This is a genomic window from Streptomyces sp. HUAS MS02 (assembly GCF_055702265.1).
In genome coordinates, this window is the sequence record NZ_CM146747.1 from 7,814,223 (window position 1) to 7,831,852 (window position 17,630).

The 17,630-nt window shown below is 73.0% G+C and carries 15 protein-coding genes; 10 read left to right on the top strand and 5 right to left on the bottom strand.

Annotation, left to right across the window (positions count from 1 at the left end; translation table 11 throughout):
- Window positions 1-72: 72 nt before the first annotated feature.
- Entirely contained in the window at window positions 73-855 is a 783-nt protein-coding gene (locus ACZ9QC_RS33680) for an ABC transporter permease (RefSeq protein WP_472916547.1), read from the bottom strand.
- Entirely contained in the window at window positions 852-1,847 is a 996-nt protein-coding gene (locus ACZ9QC_RS33685) for an ATP-binding cassette domain-containing protein (protein ID WP_472916548.1), read from the bottom strand. The genes ACZ9QC_RS33680 and ACZ9QC_RS33685 overlap by 4 nt, the downstream gene beginning before the upstream one ends.
- Window positions 1,848-1,910: 63 nt before the next feature.
- Here ACZ9QC_RS33685 and ACZ9QC_RS33690 point away from each other — a divergent pair, with 63 nt between their 5' ends.
- Window positions 1,911-2,618 carry a TetR/AcrR family transcriptional regulator gene (locus ACZ9QC_RS33690; RefSeq protein WP_472916549.1) on the top strand — a complete coding sequence of 236 codons (708 nt, stop codon included), beginning with the start codon at window positions 1,911-1,913 and terminating at the stop codon, window positions 2,616-2,618.
- A 27-nt stretch (window positions 2,619-2,645) separates the two neighbouring features.
- On the opposite strand, the gene ACZ9QC_RS33695 is transcribed toward ACZ9QC_RS33690, so the two are convergent.
- From ACZ9QC_RS33695 to hmgA, 3 genes are read right to left on the bottom strand one after another with little or no spacing between them, the layout of a single operon-like run.
- Window positions 2,646-3,866, bottom strand: a complete 1,221-nt coding sequence (locus ACZ9QC_RS33695; protein ID WP_472916550.1) for a type ISP restriction/modification enzyme — start codon at window positions 3,864-3,866, stop codon at window positions 2,646-2,648.
- Window positions 3,867-3,878: 12 nt separating this feature from the next.
- The gene (locus ACZ9QC_RS33700) at window positions 3,879-4,628 is read right to left on the bottom strand and encodes a GntR family transcriptional regulator (protein WP_472916551.1); all 750 of its coding nucleotides are present in this window, start codon (window positions 4,626-4,628) and stop codon (window positions 3,879-3,881) included.
- Window positions 4,629-4,656: 28 nt separating this feature from the next.
- Window positions 4,657-5,982: a homogentisate 1,2-dioxygenase gene (hmgA, locus tag ACZ9QC_RS33705; protein ID WP_472916552.1), complete on the bottom strand. Its 1,326-nt coding sequence runs from the start codon at window positions 5,980-5,982 to the stop codon at window positions 4,657-4,659.
- Window positions 5,983-6,354: 372 nt separating this feature from the next.
- On the opposite strand from hmgA, the gene ACZ9QC_RS33710 reads away from it, so the two are divergent.
- The 9 genes from ACZ9QC_RS33710 (at window position 6,355) to ACZ9QC_RS33750 (ending at window position 17,502) form a co-directional block, all read left to right on the top strand.
- Window positions 6,355-6,972, top strand: a complete 618-nt coding sequence (locus tag ACZ9QC_RS33710; RefSeq protein ID WP_472916553.1) for a TetR/AcrR family transcriptional regulator — start codon at window positions 6,355-6,357, stop codon at window positions 6,970-6,972.
- 213 nt (window positions 6,973-7,185) lie between these two features.
- On the top strand, window positions 7,186-9,441 hold the full coding sequence (locus tag ACZ9QC_RS33715; protein WP_472916554.1) for a molybdopterin oxidoreductase family protein: 2,256 nt from the start codon (window positions 7,186-7,188) through the stop codon (window positions 9,439-9,441).
- 121 nt (window positions 9,442-9,562) lie between these two features.
- Window positions 9,563-11,035 (top strand): CitMHS family transporter, encoded by a 1,473-nt coding sequence (locus tag ACZ9QC_RS33720; protein ID WP_472916555.1) that lies wholly within the window; start codon window positions 9,563-9,565, stop codon window positions 11,033-11,035.
- Window positions 11,036-11,113: 78 nt separating this feature from the next.
- The gene (locus tag ACZ9QC_RS33725) at window positions 11,114-12,397 is read left to right on the top strand and encodes an MFS transporter (RefSeq protein ID WP_472916556.1); all 1,284 of its coding nucleotides are present in this window, start codon (window positions 11,114-11,116) and stop codon (window positions 12,395-12,397) included.
- A gap of 100 nt (window positions 12,398-12,497) precedes the next feature.
- Entirely contained in the window at window positions 12,498-13,124 is a 627-nt protein-coding gene (locus tag ACZ9QC_RS33730) for a hypothetical protein (RefSeq protein ID WP_472916557.1), read from the top strand.
- Window positions 13,125-13,182: 58 nt separating this feature from the next.
- Window positions 13,183-14,109 carry a class F sortase gene (locus tag ACZ9QC_RS33735; RefSeq protein WP_472916558.1) on the top strand — a complete coding sequence of 309 codons (927 nt, stop codon included), beginning with the start codon at window positions 13,183-13,185 and terminating at the stop codon, window positions 14,107-14,109.
- Between the two features lie 159 nt (window positions 14,110-14,268).
- On the top strand, window positions 14,269-14,811 hold the full coding sequence (locus ACZ9QC_RS33740; RefSeq protein WP_472916559.1) for a DUF3574 domain-containing protein: 543 nt from the start codon (window positions 14,269-14,271) through the stop codon (window positions 14,809-14,811).
- 190 nt (window positions 14,812-15,001) lie between these two features.
- Window positions 15,002-16,390 (top strand): aldehyde dehydrogenase family protein, encoded by a 1,389-nt coding sequence (locus ACZ9QC_RS33745; RefSeq protein WP_472916560.1) that lies wholly within the window; start codon window positions 15,002-15,004, stop codon window positions 16,388-16,390.
- Window positions 16,391-16,416: 26 nt separating this feature from the next.
- A complete protein-coding gene (locus tag ACZ9QC_RS33750; RefSeq protein WP_472916561.1) occupies window positions 16,417-17,502 on the top strand; it encodes a Zn-dependent alcohol dehydrogenase in 1,086 nt (361 codons plus the stop codon).
- Window positions 17,503-17,630: the final 128 nt, after the last annotated feature.

Sequence of the window (17,630 nt, forward strand, 5' to 3'; positions counted from 1 at the left end):
CCGCGTGTCACGGGCCCGACGGCGCGCCCCGGGGCCGGCGCCCTCCGGCCCGTCCCCCGAACGGGCCGGAGGTCACCGGGGCCCCGCCGCGTAGGTGCGGACCGCGAGCGGTACGAACACCACGAGCAGCAGCGCGCACCAGAGCAGCGACCCGGCGACGGGATGCGTCACCGGCCAGGCGGCCCCCTCCGGCACGGCCGCGTTCCCGAAGAGGTCGCGCAGGGCCGTGGCGAGGGCGCTGATCGGGTTCCACTCGGCGGCCGTGCGCAGCCAGCCCGGCAGGCCCTCGGTCGGGATGTACGCGCTGGAGAGCAGCGGCAGCAGGAAGGTCGCGCCGCCCAGTTGCCCGGACGCCTCCTCGTCGCGGGTGAGCAGCCCCAGGAAGATGCCGATCCACACACACGCGAACCGGAACAGCAGCAGCAGCCCGAACGCGCCGGCGGCCGCAAGCGCGCCCCCCTCGACCCGCCAGCCCACCGCGAGCCCCACCAGCAGGAACAGCACCGTCCCCGCCACCGTGACCACCAGGTCCGCCAGGGCCTGGCCCAGGGGCACGGCGGCCCGGCTCATCGGCAGCGTCCGGAAGCGGTCCATCACGCCCCGGTGGGTGTCCTGGGCGGCCTGGAACATCCCGGTCATGATCCCGCCGGAGGCGGTCGCCACCAGCAGACCGGGCACCAGGAACCGCCGGTACTCCTCGCCCGGCACGGCCAGGGCGCTGCCGAAGACGTACCCGAAGAACAGCAGCATCGAGATGGGCATGATCTGCGTGAGGATCAGCAGCCCCGGATTGTTGCGGACCCGCCGCAGCTGCCGCCCCAGCATCGCCGTGCCGTCGTACGCCAACGCGCTCATGCCGCACGCCCCTTGAGGGCGCGACGGTCGGGGCGGTCGTGTCGGTCGCGGAGGGCCGCCGGTGAGCCTTCGGTGAGGCGGAGGAACACGTCGTCGAGGGTGGGCGGGCGCAGGCTCGCGTCCAGCAACGGCACGCCCGCCGCGTCGAGTTCCCGCACCAGCCGGGGGAGCGTGAGCGTCGGGTCGAGTGCCACCGCACCGACCGCGTGCCGGGCGTGGTCGAACGAGGGCTCCGCGCCGGTCAGCTGGTCGAGGACGCCCGCCGCGGCGGTCAGCGCGTCCGGGTGGGCGACGACGACCTCCGCGTACGACCCGATGAGCGCCTTGAGCTGGGGAGGCGAACCGCTGTGCGCGATCCGGCCCCGGTCCATCAGCACGATCCGGTCGGCGAGTTGGTCGGCCTCCTCCAGGTACTGCGTGGTCAGCAGCACGGTCGTCCCCTCCTCCTTCAGGGCGCGCACGGCGTCCCAGGTCCGGTTGCGGCTGACCGGGTCGAGTCCGGTGGTGGGCTCGTCGAGGAAGAGCACCGCCGGGCGTCGGACGAGACTGGCCGCGAGGTCGAGCCGGCGCCGCATACCGCCCGAGTAGGTGGAGGCCGGGCGGTCGGCGGCCTCGGTCAGACCGAAGCGGTCGAGGAGTTCGGCCGCGCGCGCCCCCGTGTCGCGGACCCGGTGCAGCCGCGCGAACAGCCGCAGGTTCTGCCGTCCGGTGAGATCGCCGTCGACCGACGCGTACTGCCCGGTCACCCCGATCACCCGCCGCACGGCGGCCGGCTCCCGCACGAGGTCGTGGCCCGCGATGCGCGCCGACCCGGCGTCCGGCCGCAGCAGCGTGGCCAGCAGCCGTACGGCCGTCGTCTTGCCCGCCCCGTTCGGACCGAGCATCCCGACCACCGTGCCCTCCTCCACGGCCAGATCGAGACCGCGCACGGCACGGACGTCGCCGAAGCTCTTCTCCAGACCCTCACTAAGTACAGCGTACGTAGTTGTCATGGGTCGACCATAGCCCATTACGTACGCTGTACGTAACTAGGATGGTGGCCGAGGTGATGATCGATGGCTGGCCGAGCGGCCCGACCCGAAGTGATCTGGGCACGCCCCGAGCGCACCGGCCGGGGGCCGAGGCCCGCGTTCAGTCGCGCCGACATCGCGGCGGCGGCCGTGCGGCTCGCCGACGCGGGCGGCCTCGACGCCGTGTCCATGCGCCATGTGGCCACCGAGCTGGGCTGCGGAACGATGTCGCTCTACAACTACGTCCCCCGCAAGGAGGACCTGTACGAGCTGATGGTCGACGTGGTCGCCGGGGAGCACGAGCTGTGGGAGCCGGGCGGGGACTGGCGGGCCGATCTGCGCCGGGTGGCCCACCGGACGCGTGACCTGCTGCGCCGGCACCCCTGGATGCCCCGGCTGATGTCGCCGGTCTACGGCTTCAGCCCCAACAGCCTGCGGTATCTGGAGCACTGCATGACCTGCATGGACTCGCTCGACGCGCCGTACGGGACGAAGATGCAGCTCCTGGGGATGCTGAACGGGTGCGTGACGGTGTACGTCGCGAACGAACTGGCGACCGCCGAGCGGGTGCGTTCACTGCCGTGGTCGGAGGAGCGGGAGAACGAGATCCGGATCGCGTACCTCGGGGGGCAGATCGCGAGCGGGGCGTATCCGCGGCTGGCCGCGGCGTTCATGGAGGACTCCGGACCGATCGATCTGGAGGCCGCGTTCGAGTGGATGCTGGACAGGGTCCTGGACTCGTTCGCGCCGTAGCGAGTGCCTCGCAGCACTCCTGGGGCCCTACAACAGGGTGAACTGGCCCTCAGGGCCCTCCTCCCGGTGGTCCAGGATCGAGGCCGGCCTGCGGGAGGAGTCCGGGACCGGGAGTACTCCCGCCCGGCGCAGGTCCGCTGTCGTGATCGCGTCCTCGACCGTCAACTCGGCCTGTCGCGGCCGCAGTTCGGACAGCAGCGCGAGGACGGTGATCAGTTCGAGCAGCTCCGACGTCCAGGCCTGCGGCCAGGTCGTCGGGCGGATCGCCTCCAGGGTGCCCGGCTCCGCCGGTTCCGTTCTGCGGGTGAACCACTCCTCCAGCACACGGACGCCGCCGACGTGGAAGTCCCAGGCCTCGGCCGGGACGGGGGAGATACGGCCCTCGTCCACGAGGAGGCTCTCCTCGTCACGGTCGTAGCGGACGTCGACCGGGCGGGAGGGGAGCGGGGCACGCACATAGGGACGACGGCCGCCGGGGAGCTTGGGGCGGTCGCCGTCGCGGCGCATGAGCCACAGGGCGCGGCGGCCCAGCTCGACGCCGCGCGACCAGACGTCCGGGTCGGTGGGGAGGGGCACCTCGACACCGTCGGGGCCGGGGCGCGCGGCCACCAGCATCCAGGCGAGGACGTCGACCGGATCGACCGGATCGACCGGACCGACGGGATCGACGGGGCCGGTGCCGAGGCGCTCGCCGAGGTACGCCGTCAGCCCCGGCGCGAGGTTCGGTTCGGCGGCCCCGGGGCGGCGGTACAGCGGGTGGACACGGCCGACGCGGGGCCCGTGGAGCGGGGCGAGCGGGAGGACGGACGACGCGAGGAGCAGAGGGCCGGAGGGCTCCGGGGCCGGCGTCTGCTCGACCACGAAGACCTGCCGCTCGTCCGCCACCCGCCACAGCTCGGGACGGGCCGAGTCGATGAGGCGGTGGTCGGGGATGAGCCACTGCTCGTCGAAGGGGGCGGCCAGCACGCGCACCGGCTCCGGACAGGGGCCCGACTCCCGGACCAGCCGGCCGGTGCCGGTGGAGCGGCCCGGCAGCTGCGCCACCGCGGACGTGAGCGTGCGGGAACGCGTGGGGACGAACAGGGTTTCCCGGTCCGGGCCCTCCGCCTTCACCAGGGCGTCCCAGCGGGCCTTCAGGGATGCGGCGTCGGGGGCCGTCGGCCACCCCCGGCCCAGCCGTGGCGGTGCGACGGACCACGGCATGAGGTCCGCGAGTCGCGGAGCGTCGTCGGGCGTCACGCTGGGCATCGTACGGCCTCGTCAGGGGGCGTCGAGGGTCACGGTGAACGAGAAGCGGTCGCCGCGGTAGTGGATGACCGCCACGTCCAGGACGCGGCCGGACTCGTCGCGGGTGACGCCCGTGTAGTGGAGGATCGGGCTGAGCAGCGGGACCTGGAGCAGGCGCGCGGTCTCCGGGTCGGCGATGCGGGCCTCGACCGTGTCGGTGATCCGGCCGATGCCCACGCCCACGACATCGCGCAGGATCTTGGTCATCGGCCAGCGGAGCAGGTCGTCACGGTCGATGCGTTCGGCCAGCTCGGGGCGGACGTAGTTGCGGGCGTGGTTGGTGGGCTCGCCCGTCCGCTCGTCGCCGCGCAGCCGGTGGTAGGTGGCCACCTCGGTCAAGTCCGGGAAGTACTGCGCGAGTTCACCCGACAGGGGGGTGCTGCCGTGGTCCAGCAGTTCGGTCGTCATCCCCGACTGCTGGGCCACGATCGCGTCCACGGAACCGAGCAGCCGCACCGGGGAGCCCCGCTGGGCGCTCGGCTCGATGAACGTACCGCGCCGGCGGTGCCGGCTGATCAGTCCCTCGTCCTCCAGCTCCTTCAGCGCCTGCCGCATGGTCAGCACACTCACGCCGTAGTGCCCGGCCAGCTGTTCCTCGGTCGGCAGCCGCAGCGACTCCTGCGGCGACCGGCCGAGTATCGAGGCGCGCAGCGACTGCGACACCTGATACCAGAGCGGCAGTTTGCGGTTCAGGACGATCGAGTCCGGAGCGAATGAGGTCACGACGGTATCCGTACCCGGCCCCAGGCCCTCAGTGCAACGGGCCGAAGTGGCGCCGGAGGCCGGACCACACGTCGTCGTACCCCCGCTGCAGCCGCTCCGAGCGGGCCGCCTGCTCGGTGGTGAGGACGGGCCAGCGCGTCTCGAACATGAACGCGAGTCCGTCGTCCACCCGCTGCGGCTTCAGCTCCGCCGCGCTCGCCCGGTCGAACGTCTCCCGGTCCGGGCCGTGCGCCGACATCATGTTGTGCAGCGAGCCGCCCCCGGGCACGAAACCCCCTTCTCCTGCCGTCTTCGCGTCGTACGCGCCCTCGATCAGGCCCATGTACTCGCTCATCACGTTCCGGTGGAAGTAGGGCGGCCGGAACGTGTCCTCGCCCACCAGCCAGCGCGGCGCGAACACCACGAAGTCCACCGCCGCGAGACCCGGGGTGTCGCTCGGCGAGGTCAGCACCGTGAAGATCGACGGGTCCGGGTGGTCGTACGAGATCGTCCCGATGACATTGAAACGGCGCAGGTCGTAGACGTACGGGGTGTGGTTGCCGTGCCAGGCGACCACGTCGAGCGGGGAGTGGTCGTAGGTGGCCGTCCAGAGGTTGCCGCAGAACTTGTTCACCACCTCCACCGGGCCCTCGACGTCCTCGTACGCGGCCACCGGCGCCCGGAAGTCACGGGCGTTCGCGAGGCCGTTGGCGCCGATCGGGCCGAGGTCGGGCAGCCGGAAGGGGGCGCCGTAGTTCTCGCAGACGTAGCCGCGGGCGGAGGCGTCGAGGAGGTCGACGCGGAAGCGGACGCCCCGGGGGATCAGGGCCACTTCACCGGGTTCGGCGCACAGCAGGCCGAACTCCGTGCGCAGGAGGAGGCCGCCCCGTTCCGGGACGATCAGGAGTTCGCCGTCCGCGTCGCCGAAGACCCGCTCCATGGCGGAATTGGCGTGATACAGGTGCACGGCCATGCCCGAGCGCCGCGCCGCGTCCCCGTTGCCGCCGAGGGTCCACAGGCCCGAGAGGAAGTCGGTGCCCGCCGGGGGCTCCGGCAGGGGGTTCCAGCGCAGACGGTTGGGGTCGGGGACGGTCTCGGTGAAGGGGGCCGTGCGCAGCGCGCCGTTGGCCGTGCGCGTGAACGCGGGGTGCGCGGCGGACGGGCGGATCCGGTACAGCCAGGAGCGGCGGTTGTGCGGCCTCGGTTCGGTGAACGCGGTGCCGCTGAGCTGCTCCGCGTACAGGCCGAGCGGGGCGCGCTGCGGGGAGTTGCGGCCGTGCGGCAGCGCGCCCGGGACCGCCTCCGAGGCGTGTTCGTTGCCGAAGCCGGTGAGGTACTCCAGTGCCTCGGCCGTCTTCCTCGCGTCCCCGTTCATGCCCGCTCCCTCGCGATCCTGATTCCTGTGCTTCACCGTAGGATTCGGTCGGGTCGGGTGCAAGGGGACCGAGGCGGGCGCGGGGCGCCGACGGGCGACAACCGGACGCGGGCGGGGCGGCAACCGGACGCGGGCGGGGCGCCGACGGGCGACAACCGGACGTCGGCCGGGCGTCCGCGGATCGGGTGCATCGGGCGGAGGAGGAGAACCGGACCGTGAGGAGATCCGTCCTGTCAGTGCGGTGCTCTAGTCTCCCGGCAGGCTGAGGGCGTGCGGATGTTCGGTGTTCGCACGGTCCAGCGCTGAGCGGGAGCTGCGGTACCGGCCGTACTGATATTCGGACAGCTCATCGGACCTAGGCGGAAAGGCATCATGAAGCCCGTGTCCCAGGCGACCTCCCTGCGCCGTGCCCCCGTGCAACGGCGCAGTGCCGAACGACTGACCAGGATCCTCGACGCCTGCGCCGACCTCCTCGACGAGGTCGGCTACGACGCGCTGAGCACCCGTGCCGTGGCGCTGCGCGCGGGTGTGCCCATCGGCTCCGTCTACCGCTTCTTCGGCAACAAGCGCGCGATGGCCGACGCGCTGGCCGAACGCAACCTGGACCGTTTCACCGACCGGGTCACCCGCCGCCTCCAGGGGACGGGTGGCCGGGACTGGCGTACCGCGATGGACGCCGTGCTCGACGAGTACCTCGACATGAAGCGCAACGCCCCGGGCTTCGCCCTCATCGACTTCGGCAACCAGATCCCGGTCGGCGGCAGTCGGCAGGAGCCCAACCACCGGGTCGCCGACCGTCTGTCCGACCTGCTCTCCGCGGTCATCGGCCGCACCCCCGACGAGGACCTGCGCCGCACCTTCCTGATCGCCGTCGAGACCGCCGACACCTTGGTGCACCTGGCCTTCCGGGTCTCCCCGGAGGGTGACGAGCGGATCATCCAGGAGATGCGGGAGCTGCTGCGGGCCTATCTCGCGCGCGTGCTGGACTGAGCCCCGCCCAGGTGCCCGGGGTGTCCCGCCGGCCCCCCGGGCGCCGACCGCCGTCGTGCGGCCGCGCCCTCGTTCTCGCCGTTTCCCGACAAGACCCGCGGCAGCCCCTCCCCGTGATGCATACCGGTCGGTATGCTCGGCCTCGGTGCCGCGTGCTCGCACGCGGCCCTCGTCCGAGCGTCACCGTCGCCGCCGCCCCCTCCGGGAGGACCCGTGTCCACCACCACCGACGCCCGCACCGCCCTGCGAATCTGCCCCCTCTGCGAGGCGACCTGCGGGCTCACCCTCACCATCGAGGGCACCCGGGTGACCGGGGCCCGCGGCGACCGGGACGACGTCTTCAGCAAGGGCTTCATCTGCCCGAAGGGCGCCTCGTTCGGGGCGGCCGACGGCGACCCCGACCGGCTGCGCGCCCCGCTGGTCCGCAAGGAAGGGGAGCTGCGGGAAGTCACCTGGGCGGAGGCCTTCGACGCCGTCGCCGCCGGACTGCGGCCCGTCGTCGAGGCGCACGGCCCGAACGCCGTCGGTGTCGTCCTCGGCAACCCGAACGTCCACACCATGGCCGGCGCCCTCTACCCGCCGGTCCTGCTCGCCGGGCTCGGCACCCGCAGCCTGTTCACCGCCTCCACCGTCGACCAGATGCCCAAGCACGTCTCCAGCGGGCTCCTGTACGGCGACGCCCACGCGATCCCCGTCCCCGACCTGGACCGCACCGACCATCTGCTGCTCCTCGGCGCCAACCCGCTGGAGTCCAACGGCAGTCTGTGCACCGCTCCCGACTTCCCCGGCAAGCTCAAGGCGCTCAAGGCGCGCGGCGGCACCCTCACCGTCGTGGACCCCCGGCTGACCCGCACGGCCAAGCTCGCGGACCGGCACATCGCGATCCGGCCGGGCACGGACGCGCTGCTGCTGGCGGCGATGGCCCAGGTGCTGTTCGAGGAGGGGCTCACCGACCTCGGGGACCTCGCCCCGCATGTGCAGGGGGCCGACGAACTCGCCGCGGCCATGCGGGAGTTCACCCCCGAGGCCGTCGCCGGCGCCTGCGACGTCGACGCCGGGACCATCCGCGGGCTCGCCCGCGAACTGGCCGCCGCGCCCACCGCCGCCGTCTACGGCCGCATCGGCAGCTGCACCGTCCCGCACGGCACCCTCGCCAGCTGGCTGGTCGACGTCCTCAACATCCTCACCGGCAACCTCGACCGGCCCGGCGGCGCGCTCTTCCCGCACTCCGCGACCGACAAGACCCCCCGGCCCGCCGGACCCGGCCGGGGCTTCGGCCTCGGCCGCTGGCACAGCCGGGTCAGCGGCCACCCCGAGGCCAAGGGCGAACTGCCGCTGTCCGCGCTCGCCGAGGAGATCGACACCGCCACCCCCGAGGGCAGCCCCGTCCGCGCCCTCATCACGATCGCCGCCAACCCGGTGCTCTCCGCGCCCGACGGCGACCGCCTCGACAAGGCGCTCGACTCGCTGGACTTCATGGTCAGCGTCGACCCCTACCTCGGTGAGACGGCCCGCCACGCCGACGTGGTTCTGCCGCCGCCCCCGCCCTCGCAGGCCCCGCACTTCGACTTCGCGTTCAACGCCTTCGCCGTGCGCAACCAGGTCCGCTACAACCGCGCCGCCGTCCCCCTGGAGGACGGCCGCATGGCCGAGACCGAGATCCTCGCCCGCCTCACCCTCGCCGCCACCGGGATGCACGGCGCCGACCCGTCCGCCGTGGACGACCTGGTCATCGGCCAGACCCTGGGCAAGGCCGTCAAGGAGGCCCACTCGCCCGTCCACGGCCGCGACCCGAAGGAACTCGCCGGCCTGCTCACCGGCGACACCGGCCCCGAGCGCCGCCTCGACATGATGCTGCGCCTCGGCCCGTACGGCGAGGGCTTCGGCGCGAAGCCGGACGGACTGACGCTGGACAGGCTCCTCGCCCACCCGCACGGCATCGACCTCGGTCCGCTGAAGCCCCGGCTGCCGCAGCCGCTGAAGACGGTCAGCGGCAAGGTGGAGCTGCTGCCACGACCGATCGTCGACGATCTGCCGAGGCTCCGCACCGCCCTGCGCGAGCGCCCGGACGGCCTGGTCCTCATCGGCCGCCGCCATCTGCGCTCCAACAACAGCTGGCTGCACAACATCCCCGCCCTCACCGGCGGCACCAACCGCTGCACCCTGCACATCCACCCCGACGACGCCGACCGCCTCGGCCTCGCCGACGGCGACGCCGTACGGATCAAGGGCGCCGGGGGAGAGGTCACCGCTCCCGTCGAGGTCACCGACGTCGTACGACGGGGTGTCGTGAGCCTTCCGCACGGCTGGGGCCACGACCGTCCGGGCACCCGGATGAGCCACGCGGCGATCGACCCCGGGGTCAACGTCAACCAGCTCCTCGACGGCTCCCAGCTCGACCCGCTGTCGGGCAACGCGGTCCTCAACGGAGTGCCCGTGGAACTCGCCCGAGCAGGCGCAACGCTGTGACCTGGAGTTCTGCGCTTATTGCTCGCATGTCAACGTCTTGTTAACGCTTGTGGAGCCGCCCTAACGTCGTCGCACCGCCGGTGCCCTGGTGGGAGTTCAAGGGCGAACGTTAGGTATCCACATGTTGACCATCCTCGGCTTCGCCATGATCGCGACCTTCCTGGTCCTGATCATGATGAAGAAGATGTCGCCGATCGCGGCGCTCGTGCTGATCCCGGCACTCTTCTGCGTGTTCGTCGGAAAGGGAGCCCATCTCGGCGACTACGTCATCGAGGGGGTGGGCAATCTCGCGCCCACCGCCGCGATGCTGATGTTCGCCATCGTCTACTTCGGCCTCATGATCGACGTCGGGCTCTTCGACCCGATCGTCCGAGGCATCCTGAAGTTCTGCAAGGCCGACCCGCTGCGCATCGTCGTGGGCACGGCCCTGCTCGCCGCGATCGTCTCGCTGGACGGCGACGGCTCGACCACCTTCATGATCACCGTCTCGGCCATGTACCCGCTGTACAAGCGCCTGAAGATGAGCCTGGTCGTGATGACCGGTGTCGCCGCCACCGCCAACGGCGTGATGAACACGCTGCCCTGGGGCGGCCCCACCGCCCGCGCCGCCACCGCGCTCAAGCTCGACGCCGGCGACATCTTCGTCCCGATGATCCCGGCGCTCCTCGTCGGCCTGCTCTTCGTCTTCGTCCTCGCCTACTTCCTCGGTCTGCGCGAGCGCAAGCGCCTCGGTGTGCTGAGCCTCGACGAGGTCCTGGAGCAGGAGAAGATCGTCAAGGACGAGGAGAAGTCCGGGTCCGAGGAGACCGTGCTCGTCGGCGCGGGCGCCGCGTCGGCCGCCGGCTCCGGCGACGGCAAGGTCCGTACGACGAAGGCCACCGGCGGCGCGGGCTCCGGCACCGGCACCGACGCCGACGCCGACTCCGAGGACGACGACGTCGAGGACGTCCGCCTCCAGGGCCTGGACCCCAACCGCCCGACGCTGCGCCCGAAGCTGTACTGGTTCAACGCGCTGCTCACGGTCACGCTGCTGACCGCCATGATCATGGAGTGGCTGCCGATCCCGGTGCTCTTCCTGCTCGGCGCCGCGCTCGCGTTGACGGTCAATTTCCCGAACATCCCCGACCAGAAGGACCGGCTCGCCGCGCACGCGGACAACGTCCTCAACGTCTCCGGCATGGTCTTCGCCGCCGCCGTCTTCACCGGCGTCCTCCAGGGCACCGGCATGGTCGACTCGATGGCCAAGTGGATCGTCGACGCCATCCCGGGCGGCATGGGCCCGCACATGGCCCTGGTCACCGGCTTCCTGAGCCTGCCGCTCACCTACTTCATGTCCAACGACGGCTTCTACTTCGGCGTCCTCCCGGTCCTCGCCGAGGCCGGTGCCGCCCACGGGGTCTCGCCGCTGGAGATCGCCCGCGCCTCCCTCGTCGGGCAGCCGCTGCACATGTCCAGCCCGCTGGTCCCGGCCGTCTACGTGCTCGTGGGCATGGCGAAGGTCGAGTTCGGCGACCACACCAGGTTCGTGGTGAAGTGGGCGGCGGCGACCTCGCTGATCATCCTCGGCGCCGGTGTGCTGTTCGGCATCATCTGAACCAGGGAACCCGACTCCCAGGCACCGGAGCGGAGTTCGCTCGCACCGGCGTGAACTTCCCCCAGGAGGACCCGCATCGTGAGGCCCGGTAGGAACCGCGGCTGGCTGCTCCGCCTCGTCATCGCCTTCAGCTTCGCGCAGGGGGCGGTGTCGATGGCGCGGCCCGCCGTGTCCTACCGGGCCCTCGCGCTGGGCGCCGACGAGCGGGCGGTCGGTGTGATCGCGGGGGTCTACGCCCTGCTCCCGCTGTTCGCCGCCGTCCCGCTCGGCCGCAGGACCGACCAGGGCCGGTGCGCGCCCCTGCTGCCGGTCGGTGTCGTCCTCATATCCGGCGGCTGCGTCCTGAGCGGTCTGGCGAACTCCCTGGTGGCGATGGCGGTCTGGAGCGGGGTGATGGGTCTCGGTCACCTCTCCTTCGTCATCGGCGCGCAGTCCCTGGTGGCCCGCCAGTCCGCGCCGTACGAACACGACCGCAACTTCGGCCATTTCACCATCGGTGCTTCCCTCGGCCAGTTGGTCGGCCCTATCGCCGCGGGCGCCCTGATCGGCGGCCCGGACATGGCCCGGACCAGCGCCCTGGCACTGGTGGTCGCGGGCGCCGGTGCGGCGGTCGCGTTCACCTCGTTGTGGCGGATAGAGCGTCCCGTCGAGCCCAAGTCCCGTGCGGGGCAGGGCGAACGCGTGCCGGTGCACCGCATCCTGCGCACCCGTGGCGTGCCGGGCGGCATCTTCATCAGCCTCGCCGTGCTGTCGGCGACGGACATCCTCACCGCGTATCTGCCGGTGGTCGGTGAACACCGGGGCATCGCGCCCTCGGTGATCGGTGTCCTGCTGAGCCTGCGGGCGGCGGCGACCATCGCGTGCCGACTGGTGATGACACCCATGCTCCGTCTGCTCGGCCGGACCGCGCTGCTCACGGTCACCTGTGTGCTGGGGGCCGTGCTGTGCGCCGGGATCGCGCTGCCCGTGCCGGTGTGGGCGCTCGCCCTGATCCTCGCCGCCCTCGGGTTCTGCCTCGGGGTCGGGCAGCCGCTCTCCATGACGACGGTGGTGCAGGCCGCGCCGGACGACGCCCGCTCCACCGCCCTCGCGCTGCGACTGACGGGGAACAGGCTGGGGCAGGCCGGGGCGCCGGCCGCCGCGGGTCTGATCGCCGGGGTCGCGGGCGTGGCCGCGCCGTTCGTGATGCTGGGCGCGCTGCTGCTGGTGTCGTCGGCCATCGCCCTGCGCTCACCGGCGGAGCCGGGGCGGGCGGGGAGGGCGGGACGGGACCGGAGGCGTGGCACCTCGGCGAAGCGGAGGGAGAACGGCTCGCGGTCGGCCGCGTCGGACGAGTCCCTGAGCCGTAAGGGGGACATCTGACGGGTCGTCGGGCGCGGCTCCCCCCGCGCCCGGTGTGATGTGACAGAGAGTCAGGCGAAAGAGCGATTTGTGTGAAAATCGTCTGACTCGGAGGTTCTGCATGTCCACCTCGTCCCGCCCGCGCCCCGCCGGAGTGCGCGCGAGTGCCGCCGCCGTCCTCGCGGCCCTCACCGTCACGGGAGCCAGCCTGATCGCGGCACCGGCCGCCGTCGCCGCCCCGGGCGACCCCGACGTCGTGATCCACAAGGTGGGCTTCCCGTTCGACAACCAGCGCAACCAGCCGCTGGTCTGCGACTTCTACCTCTCCGCCTTCAACTTCCCCGAGGACCCCACGCCGTCGCAGCGCATCAGCTGGACCATCGACCGCCAGCCCCCCGCGCCGCGCACCGACCCCGTCGCCACGGGCGAGATCACCCTCGCGGCCGACGGCACCGGACACAGCACCCCCGTGGCGCCCCCGAACGCGGCGCGCCTGCCCAACGGCAACTACGTGCTGACCTGGCGGACCATCGGCGGGACGCTGGAGGAGGGCCGCCGGGACATCAACGTCAACTGCCCGCTCAACGGACTCGCCGGGCCCGAGGGCGCGGTTCCGGCCGGTGGCGGCGGCCTCGCCCTCACCCAGAACTTCTCGCCGGTCGCCGGCGCGGCCGCCGTGGGACTCGCCGCGGTCGGTGGCGTGGCCTATCTGCGGCTGCGCCGTCGCCGCGCCGATGGCGCCGCGTAGACGCCGGCGCAGGCCCTGGCACCGGACGCGCGCCTACCGCCTGACGCGGACGGTCGTCATGGCCACCGCGCTGGTGGTGGGCGGCGTCCACATCGCGGAGAACAGGGAGCAGCGGACCGGGACCGCCGAGGCCGGCGCCGCCTGGGCCGACTCCGGGGCGCGCGGCGCGGAGGACCCGCGCGCCCGGGCCTCCCTGTACTTCACGCCCCCGCCGCCCGAGGAGCCCGTACCCACCCCGCCCCCGACAGCGGCACCCGACCGACGGGCGGAGGGCGGCGAACCGGCCGCGTCCACCGAGCCGACGCGGCCGGTCAGCCAGGCACCCGCCCGCCCGACCGTGCCCACCCCCGCGGCCGTGCCGACGGGGCCGGCGCCCGCCGCGCCCACGACGCCGACGGCCGCCGCGCCCGCCGGACAGACACCCGTCCAGCCCGCCACCACCGCGCCCGTGCGGCCCGCGTCCACGCCCGGGCCCGCCGAGCCGAGGAAGCCGGCCCGCCCCCGTACGCTGCCGCCCTCTCCGGCGAAGACCGTCACCATCCCCTACCTGGGCATCGAGGCACCGGTGACCGCCCTCCGCCTCGACGCCGGTCGACGCCTCCCCGCGCCGCCGGACGACAAGCCGAAACTGGTCGGCTGGTACGCGGAGGGGCCCTCGCCCGGCGGACCGGGCACGGCGGTCGTCGTCGGTCACAAGGACACCAGGACGGGCCCCGCCGTCTTCGCGGCGCTGGACGTGATCAAGCCCGGCCGACTCGTCGAGGTCCTGCGGGCCGACGGCCGTACCGCCGTCTACACCGTGGACGCCGTGAAGTCGTACGAGAAGGACCGCTTCCCCAGCCAGAAGGTGTACGGCCATCGCGGACGCCCCGAGCTGCGCCTGATCACCTGCGGGGGGACGTACGACCGGCGGAAGGGCTACGCGAGCAACGTCGTCGTCTTCGCCCACCTCACCGCGACCCGGGAACCGGCGCGCAGACCCTGACCCGCTCGCAGCCCCGGAACGGGCGCGCAAGCCCTGAACCGGCGCCCAGGGCGCGCGCCGCCCGCCTCGGCGAGCCCCGGGGGCGTACGGGCGCACGCGCGGCCCGGTCCCGGCGCGGCCGACGGATCCGGAACCGGCGGTCCCGCTAGAGCTGGACCCATGACCTCGCACCCCCCTCGGCCGAGCGCCTCCGCCAACGCCCGGACCCGCACGCGCCCCCACGCACACCCCCACCCGCGCCCCCTCCGCTCCCTCCGTGCCCGGGGCGCCCTCGCGGCCACCGCCTGTCTGCTGGTCGTGGGCGCCCCGACCGCGTACGCGACCCTCGCCGAGGACGCCCCCGCCGGTACCGTGATCGCCCCGGCGCGCGGCACGCCCTACATCGAGACGCGGCTCCTCTTCGGCACCGAGCGGCCCGACGGCGGCCCGGCCGTCACCGACGCGCAGTTCACGGCTTTCGTCGACCGCGAGGTCACCCCCGGGTTCCCGGACGGGCTGACCGTGCAGGAGGGGCGCGGGCAGTGGCGGGACGCGAGCGGGACGATCGAGAAGGAGCGGTCCTACGAGCTGATCCTGCTGTATCCGGTGTCGTCGGCCGCCGTGAGCGACCGGAGGATCGAGGAGATCCGCGGCGACTACCGCGCGGAGTTCGCACAGGAGGCCGTGGCGCGGGTCGACGACAAGAAGCGGGTCGACTTCTGAGACGAGGCGGCTCCGAGCCCGGCGGAGAGCGCCGACGGCGGTGTCGTCGGCGACGCGTCCCGCCCCGCGGCCGGCACGTTCTGCCTCGTTGCCGACGAGTCCTGCCTCACTCCCCGGAGACCTGGTGCCTGAAAACTATCAGGGCTAGTTTTTGGGGCGGAACGACGACGCCCGCCCCGGAGGCAGCACGATGAAGGCACACGACGGCATGTACATCGGCGGTACCTGGCGCCCCGCCGCCGGGACCGACACGATCGAGGTCGTGAACCCGGTCGACGAGCAGGTGATCGGCCGTGTCCCGGCGGGTACCGCCGAGGACGTCGACGCCGCCGTGGGCGCCGCCCGCGCCGCTCTCCCCGGCTGGGCCGCGACCCCGCCCGCCGAGCGGGGCGCGATCATCGGCGCGCTGCGCGACGCGCTCGCCGCGCGCCGGGAGGAGATCGCCGAGACGGTGACGGCGGAGCTCGGCTCGCCGCTGCCGTTCTCCCAGAAGGTGCACGCGGACCTGCCGGTCGCGGTCGCCGGCTCCTACGCCGAACTGGCCGCCGAGCACGCCTTCGAGGAGAAGGTGGGCAACTCCACCGTCCACCACGAGCCCATCGGCGTCGTCGGCGCCATCACCCCCTGGAACTACCCGCTGCACCAGATCGTCGCCAAGGTCGCCCCGGCCCTCGCCGCCGGTTGCACGGTGGTCCTGAAGCCCGCCGAGGACACCCCGCTGACCGCCCAGCTCTTCGCCGAGGCCGTCCACGACGCGGGCGTGCCCGCCGGAGTGTTCAACCTGGTCACCGGTCTGGGCCCGGTCGCCGGTCAGGCGCTCGCCGAGCACGACGGCGTCGACCTGGTCTCCTTCACCGGCTCCACGGCGGTGGGCCGGCGGATCGCCGCGACCGCCGGCGCCGCCGTCAAGAAGGTGGCCCTGGAACTCGGCGGCAAGTCCGCCAACGTGATCCTCCCGAGTGCCGACCTCACCAAGGCGGTCGGTGTCGGTGTCGCCAACGTGATGTCCAACTCCGGGCAGACGTGCAGCGCCTGGACCCGGATGCTCGTCCACACCTCCCAGTACGACGAGGCCGTCGAGCTGGCGGCGGGGGCCGCAGCGAAGTACGGGGACCGCATCGGCCCGCTGGTCAACGCCAAGCAGCAGGCGCGGGTGCGCGACTACATCGACAAGGGCGTGGCCGAGGGCGCCCGTCTGGTCGCGGGCGGCCCCGAATCCCCGCGCGAGCGGGGCTACTTCGTCAGCCCCACCGTCTTCGCCGACGTGACCCCCGAGATGACGATCGCCCAGGAGGAGATCTTCGGCCCGGTCCTGTCGATCCTCCGCTACGAGGACGAGGCCGACGCCCTGCGGATCGCCAACGGCACGGTGTACGGGCTGGCCGGCGCGGTCTGGGCCGGCGACGAGAGCGAGGCCGTGGCCTTCGCCCGCCGGATGGACACCGGCCAGGTCGACATCAACGGCGGCCGCTTCAACCCGCTGGCCCCGTTCGGGGGTTACAAGCAGTCGGGAGTGGGGCGCGAGCTGGGCACGCACGGCTTGGCGGAGTACCTCCAGACCAAGTCCCTGCAGTTCTGAGCCCCCTGTAGGAGGAGAGTCGTACCATGGCCGTTCGAGCCGCCGTACTGCCCGCCGTCGGTGCCCCGTTGGAGATCACCGAGATCGAGCTGCCGGACCCCGGGCCCGGCCAGGTCCGGGTGCGGCTCGCCGCCGCCGGGGTCTGCCACTCCGACCTGTCGCTGTCCGACGGCACCATGCGCGTGCCGGTGCCCGCCGTGCTCGGCCACGAGGGAGCGGGCACCGTCCTGGCGGTCGGCGACGGGGTCACCCATGTCTCGCCCGGCGACGGCGTCGTCCTCAACTGGGCGCCCTCCTGCGGGAGTTGTCACGCCTGCTCGCTCGGTGAGGTCTGGCTGTGCGCGAACGCGCTGCTCGGCTCCGGGAACGTGTACGCCCGGCGCGCCTCCGACGGCGCAGACCTCCACCCCGGGCTGAACGTGGCCGCCTTCGCGGAGGAGACGGTCGTGGCCGCAGGGTGTGTGCTCCCCGCGCCGGACGGGGTTCCGCTCACCGATGCGGCCTTGCTCGGCTGCGCCGTCCTCACCGGCTACGGCGCGGTCCACCACTCGGCGCGGGTCCGAAAGGGCGAGACCGTCGCCGTGTTCGGGGTGGGTGGCGTCGGGCTGGCGGCGCTTCAGGCCGCGCGGATCGCCGGCGCGTCCAGGATCGTCGCCGTGGACGTCTCCCCGGCGAAGGAGGAACTGGCCCGCGCGGCGGGGGCCACGGAGTACGTGGTCGCGTCCGAGAACACCGCCCGCGAGATCCGCGCCCTTACCGACAAGCAGGGGGTGGACGTCGCCGTGGAGTGCGTCGGCCGCGCGGTCACCATCCGGACGGCCTGGGAGTCGACCCGGCGCGGCGGCCGTACGACCGTCGTCGGCATCGGCGGCAAGGACCAGCAGGTCACCTTCAACGCGCTGGAGATCTTCCACTGGGGCCGCACCCTCTCCGGGTGCGTCTACGGCAACTCCGACCCGGCACGCGACGTGCCGGTCCTCGCGGATCACATCCACGCCGGCCGCCTGGATCTGTCCGCCCTGGTGACCGACCGCATCTCCTTGGACGACATCCCCGTGGCCTTCGACAACATGCGAGCCGGCAAGGGCGGCCGGGCCTTGGTGACGTTCTGATGCGGCTGCGGCTGCGGCTGCGGCTGCGGCTGCGGCTGCGGCGCGTGAGTGGGGGCTGGTCGCGCAGCTCCCCGCGCCCCTGAAAGAGTCCGGACGCGCCCCGTGCTCGTAAGGGGCGCGGGGAACTG